Below are 11787 nucleotides of genomic sequence, written 5' to 3'. Positions count from 1 at the left end.
ATACCGAATGCTGGGACGGCGCCGGAGGGTCGGCCCGTCAGCGCAGGACCGGCGTCTCCGCCTTCCAGCCCGGTAACGACGGCCAGCGCACGGTCAGCACGACCGACTCGCGTTCGGCGTACCAGGAGTGGTCCACGCCCCGGCCCCACACCACGTAGTCGCCGGTCTCCCGCAGCACCACCGTGCGGTCCGGCAACTCCACCCGGAACGCGCCGCTGATCAGCACCAGCAGGGCGGTACGCCGCTCTCCCGTCGCCCAGCGGGACCGGGCCTCCCCGGGCGGGTGCACGCCCCACTTCACCTCGACCTCGGTGCTGTGCCGAACGTCCCCGTACGGCTTGAAGTGGCCGAGCAGCCAGCCGGCGTCAACCGCACCGTCCACGGCCGCCTTGCCGACGTACACCCGATCGTCCATCCACGCCTCCCGTGCCGGCTCGGCAAGCTACCAGGCGGAACCACCGGGGATGCCACCAACGGTCACCCGCGGGAAAGGCCGGCGGGTGGGCGCCGCGGCGGGCACGCGGGCGGTATACAAGGGCGGTGGAGGATCCCGTACCTGAGCAGATGCGGACGGCGGCCGGCGCGTTGCTGGCGGCGCTCGACGAGCCGTCCCGACAGCGGGCCCGGCACGACTTCGACGACGACGCCGCCCGGCGCTGGCTGGAGTACCGCCCCCGACCCCGGCCCGGGGTCAGCCTCGCCGACCTGGACGTCACCGCGCGCAAGGCCGCCCACCGATTGCTCGCCACCGCGCTCAGCCCGGCCGCGTACGCGCAGGCGATGGCGGTGGTCACGTTGGAGGAGGTGCTCGACCGGGCGGAGGGGTGGCGGCGCGGCCGGCACAGCGGCGACTACTGGGTGGCGGTCTTCGGCGACCCAGCGCGCGACGACCGGTGGGGGTGGCGGTTCGAGGGGCACCACCTGTCGGTGAGCATGACCGTGGTGGACGACCAGGTCTCCCCCGCCCCGATCTTCCTCGGCGCCAACCCGGCGACCGTCCGGCACGCCGGCCGGCCCGTCTCCCGCCCGCTCGGGCCGGAGGAGGACCTGGCCCGGGAACTGCTCGACGCGCTCGGGCCGGCGGGGCGGGCCGCCGCGATCGTCGCCGAGGAGGCGCCGGCCGACATCATCAGCGCCACCCGGGCCGCCGCGCCGGGCCGGCTCGACCCGCTCGGCGTACCCCGGGACCGGCTCACCCCGACCGGTCGGGCGCTGCTCGACCAGCTCGTCGCGCTCTACCTGGACCGGCTCCCGCCCGAGCTGGCGGCCCGCGAGGCGGGCCGGCTCGACGGAGGGGAACTGCACTTCGCCTGGGCCGGCCCGACCCGCCCGGGCCAGCGGCACTACTACCGCATCCAGGGTGACGACCTGCTGATCGAGTACGACAACACCACCGACGACGGCAACCACGCGCACACCGTGCTGCGCCGCCCGGTCAGCGACTTCGGCGGCGACGTCCTCGCCGCCCACCACGCCACTGCTCACTGACCCCGCGTCGAGCCGGGTCAGGGGCGGCGGGCGTCGATGAGGAAGCGCCGGGCGTGGGCGACGAAGGGGCCCTCGGATCGGATGCGGTCGTGCAGGCGGCGCAGTTCGGGGCGGTACCGGTCGACGGTGAAGTCGGGGACCGTCCAGATCACCTTGCGCAGGAACCACACCACCGCACCGATGTCCTGGAAGACCGCCCGCAGGGTGGCCGTACGCAGGTCGACCACGGTCAGTCCGGCGGCCTCGGCGGCGGCCACGGCCTGTTCGGGATGGCGCGCGGCCGGCGGCGGGAGCGGGCCGAGGACGGCCTCGCTCAGCTCCCGCATCGTGCCGGGGCCGATCTGCTGTGACAGGTAGCTGCCGCCCGGGCGCAGCACCCGGGCGATCTCGTCCCACCAGGTCCGCACCGGGTGTCGGCTCACCACCAGGTCGAACGCGCCGTCCCGGAACGGCAGCGGCGACTGTTCCGCCACCTGCACGACGGTCGCGCCGACCCTGCGGAGCGTACGCCGGGCGACGGCGACGTTCGGCGGCCAGGCCTCGGTGGCGACCAGCAGCGGCGGCGGCTGGGGAATCCCGGCGAGCACCTCTCCCCCGCCGGTGTCGATGTCCAGCGCGGCGTCCACGTCGGCCATCCGGGCGGCCAGCAGGCGGGCATAGCCCCACGGCGGCCGCTCCTCGCTGGCCCGCCCGTCGAGCCAGGCGAAGTCCCAGCCCTCCACCGGCGCCGCGGCCCCCTCGGCGAGCAGGTCCTCGAAGTCGCTCATCCCGCCGAGCCTGCCCGCGACGGCCGAGGCCGGCAACACGATTTCCGCTGGCGCAGGAGCTCAGACGCGCGGGCGGATGATCTCCACGGTGGAGGCGGGGAGGTCACCGAGCGCCTCGTTCGGGGCGGCGGCGCGGCCCCGGTCGAACTGGCGCATCAGGCGGGCGCCCAGCCACACCCCGACCGAGCCGACCGCCAGCGCGAGCAGCTCGACGGCCAGCTCGACCCCGGCCGCCCCGCGCTGCGGCGCGTGCGCCCGCATCAGGCAGCTGAGCAGGAACAGCGCCGCCATGGCGGCGTTGGCCAGGTTGAACTCGACGGCGGTACGCCGGAACCCGCCGGCGCGCACGTCCCACAGGTCGATCATGCCCGCGACCGTGGCCAGCCCGGCGGCGACCAGGGCGGCGACGGCCGTCCAGTAACCCACCTCACCGAGGAACGCCGGGCCACCGGCGACGTCGGCCAGGTCGAAGACGGCCGCGCTGACGAAGAGTCCGAACGGGAACGTCACCAGCATCGGTTGGATGGGGTGCCCCTGCACCCGCAGTCGGCTCTCCATCGGTACCTCCCCGGCTTGGAACAGCTCACCAGTCCAGGGTGCTACCCGAGGCCCATCGGGGCGAAACGAATGTCGCTCAGTTGTCCCGAGGCCGGGAAACGGTGAGCACCAGCCGCTCCGCGACCTCGCGCAGCGGTATGTCCAACGAGGAGGCGGCGCTGCGGAGCACCTCCAGCGCCTCCGGCGCCGGGCAGCCGCGCTGCGTCATGATCACACCGACGGCATGCCCGACGACTCCCTCCTCCAGCAGCGCCGAATCGAGCTGGTCGGCCTGGGCCGCCTGCCGCTCCCGGTCCCGGACCGCCGCCAGGAGCAGCCCGGCGTGCTCGGCGAGGAGCATCGCGGTGAGCTGGTGGCGGGTGGTGAGCACGTCCGTGGCCGCCGCGTACAGGTTGATCGCGCCGATCACCTGCTCGTCGACGTCGACCGGCGCGGAGATCACGCCGTGCACGCCCAGCGCCCGGGCCCGCCCGACCCAGACCGGCCAGCGCGACTCGTGGTCGAGGTCGTGGGCGGTGATCATGTCGCGTCGCCGGACAGCGGTCAGCGCCGGGGTGTCCGGGCCGTGCCGGGGGTCGTCCAGCTCGGCCCGGTCCGGGTCGGAGGCGGTGGCACCGGCCGGCTCGCCGGCCCGCAGCGCGGTGAAACCGCAGCTGTCCACCTCGGGTACGGCGTCCCGGGCGATCCGGACCAGCCGCCGCAGCGCCTCGTCGAAGTCGGTGACCGCGATCAGGCCGGCGGTCAGTTCGCGCAGCAGAGCGGCGGTCTCCAGCACCCCGAACGTATCGATCATGGGTTCCCGCGTGTCGAGGTTCACCGGGCCGCAGCCCCCGCCACCTCCGCGTACGCGGTGTCCCCGTTCGGCGCCATTGCCTGTCGCATCCGCTCTTCTCTCCCTGACTCGAAGCCCCGGCCTACTACCCTCGCAAACCAGCTCCCAAACCGCGCAAAGGGGTCCCTTCCGGCGCGTGACCGCACCGGACGGGACCCCTCGCGAGGGTCAGCGCGACCCGGAGATGAGCCGCCGCCCCACCGAGGCGATCAGCCGGTCCAGCTCCGAGCCGAACGGGTTGTCGTGCACCAGGTACGTCCAGGTGGCGCTCGGCCGGACCAGCTTCGCCGCGTCGGGCTCCCACCCGTCGGCGAACTCCGTCTCCTCGAAGGTGCCGATGGTCCGCGTCTCGATCTCGGGGATCAGCGTGTTGAACGCCGGGACGGCGCTGCGGTGGAACTCGTCCAGCGGGTCGAGCCGGCCCAGCGCCCGCAGGTGTACGCCCTCGCGCACCTCGGAGAGCTCGGCCAGGTGCTCGGCCCAGAGCCGGTCCAGGTGGTAGAGGGCGATTTTGCGGGCCACCTCGGCGAGCAGGTCCTCGTCCATCTCGCCGGCCTTGTCGGGCACCCGTTCCAGCAGCATCAGCGCGGCGATGTCGCTGGTCAGCAGCCGCTCCCGCCGCTCGGCGAGCGCCTTGCGCTGCTGCTCGATCACCTGGCTGTACCGCCAGGTGTTGCGGTGGATCTCGTGGTTGACGCCCTCGGCGACCCGCTGGGCGTGCTCCACCGCGTAGTCGACCTGCGGGTCGGTGACCAGCCCGTCGGCGTTCATCCGCGGCGACGCCGGGACGGTGTCGCCGGCGTGCCGGACGACCAGGTCGTCCTCCAGGCTGACGAAGAAGACGGAGCCGCCCGGGTCGCCCTGCCGGCCGGCCCGGCCGCGCAGCTGGTCGTCGACGCGGCGGCTGTCGTGCCGGCCGCTGCCGATCACGTACAGGCCGCCCAGCTCGGCCACCCGCTCCTGGTCGCTCTGGTCGCTGCCGCCGAGGCGGATGTCGACACCCCGGCCGGCCATCTGGGTGGAGACGGTCACCGCGCCGTACGCGCCGGCCTCGGCGATGATCGCCGCCTCCTCGTCGTCGTTCTTGGCGTTGAGGACCACGCAGGTCACCCCGGCCGCGTGCAGCCCGGCGGCGAGGCCCTCGGACTCCTTCACGTCCAGGGTGCCGACCAGCACCGGCCGGCCGGCCTCGTGGCAGCGCTTGATCTCGTCGATCAGCGCCTCCTCCTTCTCGGCCCGGGTGGCGTAGATCCGGTCCGGCTCGTCCTCCCGGACGCACGGGGTGTTCGGCGGGATCACCGCCACCTCGAGGCCGAAGAACTCGCGGAGCTGGTCGCCGACGAGCACCGCGGTGGCGGTCATCCCGCAGACCGTCGGGTAGAGCGCGATGTACGCCTGGACGGTGATGGTGCCCAGCACCTCGCCCTCGGCGGTGGCGTCCAGGCCCTCCTTGGCCTCGACCGCGGCCTGCAGCCCGTCCGGCCAGCGGCGGCGCTGGGCCACCCGGCCACGCATCTCGTCGATCAGCTCGACCGAGTTGTCCCGGACGATGTAGTCCACGTCCCGGTGCAGCAGGGCGTGCGCGTGCAGCGCCACGTTCACCGCGGAGAGCTGCCCGACGTGCTCCTCGTCGTACAGGTCGATGCCGCCGAGCTTGGCCTCGACGGTGGCCAGGCCGGTCGAGGTGAAGGCGACGCTGCGGCCGTCCTCGGCGACGGCGTAGTGCTTCCCCTTGCGCAGGCCGCGGACCAGCGCGGCGGCGGCGTGCACCGGATCCTGCTCGCCGGGGACCGCGCCGGCGAGCACCATCGGCACCCGGGCCTCGTCGATCAGGATCGAGTCGGCCTCGTCCACGATCGCGGTCTTCAGCGCCGGCTGCACCCGGTCGGCGAGGTCGGTGACGAGCTGGTCCCGGAGGAAGTCGAAGCCGGCCTCGCTGACCGACACGTAGGTGACGTCGCAGGCGTACGCGGCCTTGCGCTCCTCCGGGGTGGAGGCCTCGTTGACCCAGCCGACGGTGAGCCCGAGCAGGGCGTAGACCGGGCCCATCCACTCGGCGTCGCGGCGGGCCAGGTAGTCGTTGACGGTGAGCACGTGCACCGGGCCGTTGCCCAGCCGGACGTGCCCGTACGCGGCGACGGTCGCGGTGAGGGTCTTGCCCTCACCGGTGGCCATCTCGGCGACCTTGCCGGAGAGCAGCGCCATCGCGCCGAGCAGCTGGACGTCGTACGGTCGCTGGTCGAGGCCGCGGCGGGCCGCCTCGCGGCCGATCGCGCAGATCTCCTCGTACCCCTCGGCCTGCCCGGCGGCCTCGGTCAGCTCGGCGTCGGAGAGCTTCTCCAGCTCCGCCTCGCGGGCCTCGATGGCCGGCAGCAGCTTCTCCAGCGGCGCCAGGTCGACCGTCGTCCCCGGGCGCTGGAGGAACCGCCGGAACCTGCTCTTCAACCGTTGCGACACACCCATGAGCGGCAACGGTACGCGAACCTGAGCCGATTGTGACCCCCGACTGGCGCAGGGTTCGCACGGTGTCCGGTTTCGTGCGCGTTTCCGCAGCTCAACGCCGGTCTGTCCGGTCAGCCGGTGAGCACCACCTGGAGCTCGGACCGGCGGCGCTCGGCCAGGTCGGTCAGTACGGTCGGGGCCTCGTCCAGGGGCACCACCGCCGTGACGAGGTGCTTGCGGATCTCCTCGCCGTACTGGCGCATCAGCTCGATGGTCTCCGCCGAGAGCCGCTCCCGGTCCCAGGCGTGGGCCAGCCCACGCGGCACCCGGCCGATCTGGGCGCACCGCAGCGACAGCCCGTTGTGGTGGAACTCCTCACCGAACCGGACGGCGTCCGCGCCGGACTGGTAGAAGGCCAGGTCGATGACGCTGCCCTGGGGGCGCAGCAGGCGCAGCGCGAGCCGCAGCGCCCAGGCCTGGCCGCGGCACTGGAAGACCACGTCGGCGCCGCGGTCGCCGGCGGCGTGCTGCCACCGGGTCTTCAGCACCACCGCCGGGTCGTCCGCCTCCGGGTCCAGGGTCTCCAGGCCGAGCGCCTCGGCCACCTGCCGGCGGGCCGGCGTGGGGTCGAGGACCACCACCGAGGCCGCGCCGTGCCGGCGGGCGAGAAGGGCGGTGAGCAGGGCGACGACCCCGCTGCCGACCACCGCCACCCGGCGGCCGCGGACACCGTCGCCGAGCGAGCGCACGTCGGTGCCGTACAGGTCGGCGGCGGCGTGCAGCAGCCCGTTGGCGCAGATCGGGCCCATGTGCGCGACGTAGACGCCGAGCATCGGGTCGAGGTCGCCGGGGAGGGCGACGAACCGCTCGGCGAGCGGGTCGGCGAGGTAGCCGCTGCGGTGCCCGTAGGTCATCGCCCCGACCGCGCCAACGGCGACCGCCGGGGTCCGGCTCTCCACCACCCGGCCGACCTGCATGTATCCGAGCCGGGTCACCGGGTAGGGGGTGCTGGCTCCGCCGGGTTGGAACAGGCCGAGGTCGGCGTTCCAGGTGAGGTCGAGGTACGGGTTGGTGCCCTTGACGTAGCTCAGCTCGGTGCCGGCGGAGACCCCGCTGTAGAGCGTCTCCACCCGGAAGGCGCCGTCGCGCAGCTCGCCCGCGTCCTGCTCGACCAGCTCGACCCGGCCCGGCCCGCTGACCACCACCACCCGGTCACGCATCGACGGTCACCCCCTCGGGCGGCACGGCGTCGGCCACGGCCGGGGTGAGCCGGGCGGCCGGTCCGGTGGGCAGCGCCACGCTGTGCCCGATCCGCGCCGATTCGGCCACCGCCAGGGCGAGCCGCTGGGTGCGCAGCGCCTCGGCGTACGGGGCCCGGACGTCGTCGCCGATCCCCCGGACCGCGTCGACGAAGGCGCGGTCGACGGCGACCCGGGCGCCGTCCGGATCGGCCGGCAGGTGCCGCTCGCCGTCGGCGTCGCGAATGGTCAGGCCGTCCTCGGCCAGCCAGAGGGCCAGCCCGTCGGCGACGATCTCCAGACCGGCCCGGTGCTGCCAGGTGAGCACGCAGGCGGCGGCGAGGGTGCCCACCGCGCCGGAGGAGAAGCGCAGCGTGGCCGCGGTGACCGAGTCGATGTCGGCGCCGGCCACGGGTGGCGGGCTGCCGTCGCCGTACGCGGTCACCTCGGTCGCCTCCCCGACCAGCAGCCGGACCAGGTCAAGCACGTGCGCGGCCTGCTCGACCACCGGGCCGCCGGACCGGTCGCGCCGGGCCCACCAGGCCACCGGCGGAACCTTGTCCAGCCAGGCCCCGTTGACCATCCGAACCGGGCGGCCAACCAGCAGTTGCCGGGCCTCCTCGACGATGTGCAGGTACCGCCAGTGGTGCCCGACCCCGGTGAGCAGGCCGCGCTGCTCCACCAGCGCGCCGATCCGCTCGGCGGTCTCCAGGTCCACGGCCACCGGCTTCTCCACGAACAGCGGTACGCCGGCGGCGATCACCGCCTCCTCGGCCGGCCCGTGGGCGAACGGCGGTACGCACACGTACACGGCGTCCGGGCCGGCGGCGAGCAGCGCGTCCACGTCCCGGAAGGTCCGCGCCCCGTACGCCCCCGCGAGGGCCGCTGCCGCGTCCGGGGCGACATCGGTCACCCCGAGCAGTTCCACGTCCTCGAACCCGGTCAGCACCCGGGCGTGGCGCTGCGCCACCCCGCCGGCCCCTACCAGCCCCACCCGGCACGTGCGCATCCCTCGACCCTCTCGCCGCGACTCCCGAAACTACTGTCAGCTCTCCCCGGGTGGCCGCGCAATCAAACGTTCACCGGCGGGTGCGCTGGTGGTGATCAGGCTGTTAGGCATGATCCGGTTAGCGCGGGCCGCGCACCGGGAAATCCAGGAGCCCGCGTTTCCGCCACGACCTGGGGGTGTGCCCGTGCGGGAAACTGAATCGATCGTGTCACCAGTGGTGGAGGCCTGGGCCACGTACCGGACGACGGCGGCCGACGACTGGCCGGTACGGCGGCTGCTGCGGGACAAGGGCTCCAGCCGGGTCAGCGTGGTGCTGCCGGCCCACAACGAGGAGGCCACCGTCGGCGCGATCGTGTCGACGATCCGCGAGCATCTGATGGACCGGGTCCCACTGGTCGACGAGCTGATCGTGGTGGACTCGCGCTCCACCGACCGGACCGCCCAGGTGGCCCGGGCGGCCGGCGCCGAGGTGGTCAGCCAGGACGCGATGACCCGCGGGCTGCCCCGGCTCACCGGCAAGGGCGACGCGCTCTGGGCCGGGCTGGCGGCCGCCGAGGGCGACCTGGTCGCGTTCGTCGACGCCGACCTGCACGAGTTCCGCCCGCACTTCGTCACCGGGCTGGTCGGCCCGCTGCTGACCGACCCGTCGGTCGCCTTCGTCAAGGGCTTCTACCATCGGCCGCTCGTACGCACGACCAGCGTGGAGGCCGACGGCGGCGGCCGGGTGACCGAGCTGGTGGCCCGGCCGCTGCTGAACCTGTTCTGGCCGGAGCTGGCCGGGTTCGTCCAGCCGCTCGCCGGCGAGTACGCGGGCCGCCGCGAGGTGCTGGAGCAGGTGCCGTTCGTCTCCGGGTACGGGGTGGAGACCGCCATGCTCATCGACCTGCTGGAACTGCTCGGGCTCGACGCGCTGGCCCAGGTGGACCTCGGCGAGCGCAAGCACCGGCACCAGGACACCGCCGCCCTCGGGCGGATGTCCGCGCAGATCATGCTCACCGCCTGGTCCCGGTTGCAGCGGCAGGGCTGGGCGGTGCCGGGCAGCGCACCGACCGCGCTGCTGACCCAGTTCCGGCGCGGCGGTTCGGACGCTCTGCCCAACCTCGAGCGGGAGATCGTGGTCAGCGACGTGTCGATCGAGGAGCGCCCGCCCCTGGCGCAGCTGCGCCATCGGCTGCCCCGACGCCGGGTCGCGGCGTGAGGCCACCGGGGCGCGGCGGCGGGGGCCGGTCCACCGGACCGGCGGGTGACGGCCGGTCCGCGGGGCCGGTCGCTGGCACGCGGAGAGCCGACGGGGGCGCCGCCGAGGGAAGGAACACGGCACGATGAGTCTCACCGTCCTGATGAACGCGGGTCCGTGGTTGTCCGTCCCACCGCCCGGCTACGGCGGCATCGAGAACGTGGTGGCCACCCTCGTGCCGGAGCTGCGCAAGCTCGGCGTACGGGTGGTGCTCGCCTCGGTGGAGACCAGCACGCTGCCGGTCGACGAGAAGATCTCGGTCTTCCCCGACGGGCAGTTCCACGCCCTCCAGCGCCCCTACAACCAGGTCTGCGGGATCTCCCAGGCACACCTCAACGGCGTGGTCCGCGAGTTGCACACCCGCGACGACATCGACCTGGTGCACGACCACGTCGAGGCGGTCGGCCTGGCCACCATGGCCGCGATGGGGCCGGACGGCCCGCCCGCGCTGCACACCCTGCACTGGGACCTGGCCAAGCACCCTGAGCTGTACGGCAACCTGAACGGCGGGGAGCGGGTCCGGGTCAACGGCGTCTCTGCGGCACAGCTGGCCCGCGCGCCCCAGGCCCTGCGGGAGCACTCGGTGGGGCACGTGCACCTGTCCACTCCCCTCGCGGTCGGCGCGGACCGCCGGCGGGCCGCGGAGAAGGACGACTACCTGCTCGTCCTGGGCCGGATCAACCCGGGCAAGGGGCAGGATCTCGGGGCCCGGCTCGCGCAGCGGGTCGGCTTCCCGCTGGTGCTCGCCGGCCCGGTCGGCCCGTACCACCGGCCGGCGGACCTGGCCGCGGCCGGCGACGAGGCCCGGCAGAACCCGGACGTCCGGTTCTTCTACGACCAGGTCGCCCCGTACGTCGACGGCGACCTGGTCCGCTGGGTCGGCACGGTCGCCGGGCAGGAGCGGGACGACCTGCTCGCCGGGGCCCGGGCCGCGCTGTTCCCGCTGCGCTGGGAGGAGCCGGGCGGCACCGCGGTGGTCGAGTCGCTCGCGCTCGGCACGCCGGTGGTGGCCGTCGCCCGGGGCTGCCTGCCGGAGCTGATCGAGCACGGCCGCACCGGCCTGCTCACCACCGACGAGGAGGAGCTGGGTGACCTGGTGCTGGCCGCCGGCCTGCTCGACCCGGACGAGTGCCGGCGGGAGGCGGCCGCCCGGTTCACCCCGGCGCTGATGGCGCGGCGGTACGTCGAGCTGTACGAGCGGGTCCGGCAGCTCGCCGGCCGACCGTTGCAGGCCGCCTGAGCCGTACCGTCCGCCGGCCCGGCCGCCGGGGTGCGGCCGGGGCCGGCGGAGCGTTTGCCGCCGATGGCCCCGGGAATGCCCTCCGGTCCCTGCCAGGCGAGGAGATCGGCATGACGAACGGGATGGCGCACTCCCGTGCGCGGCGCAACCCGTCCGACGGCCGCGCCCCGGTACGCCGGGGCGCCGCGACCGTCGGGGTGATCTTCCTGGTGGTCGGCGTGCTGGGCTTCATCCCCGGCATCACCAGCAGCTACAGCGATCTGTACTGGGCCGGGCACCAGTCGGAGGCCAAGCTGTTCGGCACGTTCCAGGTCTCGGTGCTGCACAACCTCGTGCACCTGGCCTTCGGGGTGGCCGGGCTGGCGATGTCCCGCACGGTCTCCGGCGCCCAGGCCTTTCTGGTCGGCGGCGGGGCGATCTATCTGGTGCTCTGGCTCTACGGCCTGGTGATCAACCGCGGCAGCGCGGCCAACTTCATTCCGGTCAACCTCGCCGACAGCTGGCTGCACTTCGGGCTCGGGCTCGGCATGATCGCGCTCGGCCTGGCCACCACCCGGGACCCGATCCGCCGCTGACCAGGCCCTCGGGTTGTCGGCGCGTCCCGTTTCACCTGCCCGGATCAGGGGTACCTCTCACGTCTCACGGCCGTGACGGAGACGAGGGGACCTGGATGTCGACCCGGATCAGGTGCGAGGTCCGCGACGATGCGCCGGTCACCGTGGTACGGCTCGCTGGCGCGCTGGACCTGGGCACCATGCGGTCCGTGGACGGCGTGCTGGCGCAGTGCCTGGCCGCTCAGCCGGACGCACTCGTGGTCGACCTGGAGAAGCTCGACGTGACGGACCTGTTGGCGCTGTCCGTCTTCGCGGCCGCCGCCCGGTGCGCCGCCGACTGGCCGGCGGTGCCGATGGTGCTCTGCTCCCCGCCGGCGGAGACGGCCGCCTGGCTCGCCGAGTCCACGGCCTGCCGCGTGATG

The 11787-nt window shown here is 74.1% G+C and carries 12 protein-coding genes; 5 read left to right on the top strand and 7 right to left on the bottom strand.

What is annotated here, in order from left to right; translation table 11 throughout:
- Positions 1–37: 37 nt before the first annotated feature.
- Positions 38–415 (bottom strand): cupin domain-containing protein, encoded by a 378-nt coding sequence (locus ONA70_RS29895; RefSeq protein WP_265009837.1) that lies wholly within the window; start codon positions 413–415, stop codon positions 38–40.
- 149 nt (positions 416–564) lie between these two features.
- Here ONA70_RS29895 and ONA70_RS29890 point away from each other — a divergent pair, with 149 nt between their 5' ends.
- A complete protein-coding gene (locus tag ONA70_RS29890; RefSeq protein ID WP_406601271.1) occupies positions 565–1488 on the top strand; it encodes a DUF3500 domain-containing protein in 924 nt (307 codons plus the stop codon).
- Positions 1489–1505: 17 nt separating this feature from the next.
- Here the strand turns inward: ONA70_RS29890 and ONA70_RS29885 are convergent, their stop codons facing one another.
- The 6 genes from ONA70_RS29885 to ONA70_RS29860 all read right to left on the bottom strand — a co-directional run bounded on the left by ONA70_RS29885 (position 1506) and on the right by ONA70_RS29860 (position 8334).
- Positions 1506–2255 carry a class I SAM-dependent methyltransferase gene (locus ONA70_RS29885; RefSeq protein ID WP_265009835.1) on the bottom strand — a complete coding sequence of 250 codons (750 nt, stop codon included), beginning with the start codon at positions 2253–2255 and terminating at the stop codon, positions 1506–1508.
- Between the two features lie 60 nt (positions 2256–2315).
- The gene (locus tag ONA70_RS29880; protein WP_265009834.1) at positions 2316–2813 is read right to left on the bottom strand and encodes a DUF2231 domain-containing protein; all 498 of its coding nucleotides are present in this window, start codon (positions 2811–2813) and stop codon (positions 2316–2318) included.
- A 76-nt stretch (positions 2814–2889) separates the two neighbouring features.
- The gene (locus ONA70_RS29875; protein ID WP_265009833.1) at positions 2890–3630 is read right to left on the bottom strand and encodes a GAF and ANTAR domain-containing protein; all 741 of its coding nucleotides are present in this window, start codon (positions 3628–3630) and stop codon (positions 2890–2892) included.
- Positions 3631–3813: 183 nt separating this feature from the next.
- Positions 3814–6108, bottom strand: coding sequence for an accessory Sec system translocase SecA2 (secA2, locus tag ONA70_RS29870; protein ID WP_265009832.1), 2295 nt, complete (start codon positions 6106–6108; stop codon positions 3814–3816).
- Positions 6109–6218: 110 nt separating this feature from the next.
- A complete protein-coding gene (locus ONA70_RS29865) occupies positions 6219–7307 on the bottom strand; it encodes a zinc-dependent alcohol dehydrogenase (protein WP_265009831.1) in 1089 nt (362 codons plus the stop codon).
- Positions 7300–8334: a Gfo/Idh/MocA family protein gene (locus ONA70_RS29860; RefSeq protein ID WP_265009830.1), complete on the bottom strand. Its 1035-nt coding sequence runs from the start codon at positions 8332–8334 to the stop codon at positions 7300–7302. Before ONA70_RS29860 ends, ONA70_RS29865 begins: the two co-directional genes overlap by 8 nt.
- A 274-nt stretch (positions 8335–8608) precedes the next feature.
- On the opposite strand from ONA70_RS29860, the gene ONA70_RS29855 reads away from it, so the two are divergent.
- The 4 genes from ONA70_RS29855 to ONA70_RS29840 all read left to right on the top strand — a co-directional run.
- On the top strand, positions 8609–9532 hold the full coding sequence (locus ONA70_RS29855) for a glucosyl-3-phosphoglycerate synthase (protein ID WP_406601270.1): 924 nt from the start codon (positions 8609–8611) through the stop codon (positions 9530–9532).
- Positions 9533–9656: 124 nt separating this feature from the next.
- Positions 9657–10811, top strand: a complete 1155-nt coding sequence (locus tag ONA70_RS29850; RefSeq protein WP_265009829.1) for a glycosyltransferase — start codon at positions 9657–9659, stop codon at positions 10809–10811.
- A gap of 110 nt (positions 10812–10921) precedes the next feature.
- Positions 10922–11386: a DUF4383 domain-containing protein gene (locus tag ONA70_RS29845; protein ID WP_406601269.1), complete on the top strand. Its 465-nt coding sequence runs from the start codon at positions 10922–10924 to the stop codon at positions 11384–11386.
- A 95-nt stretch (positions 11387–11481) separates the two neighbouring features.
- Positions 11482–11787: STAS domain-containing protein (locus tag ONA70_RS29840; protein WP_406601268.1), on the top strand; the 306-nt coding region annotated here is incomplete at its 3' end.

It is taken from the genome of Micromonospora yasonensis, assembly GCF_026013475.1.
Classification (GTDB): Bacteria; Actinomycetota; Actinomycetes; order Mycobacteriales; family Micromonosporaceae; genus Micromonospora; species Micromonospora yasonensis.
This window is presented reverse-complemented; position numbering and strand designations above follow the sequence as displayed.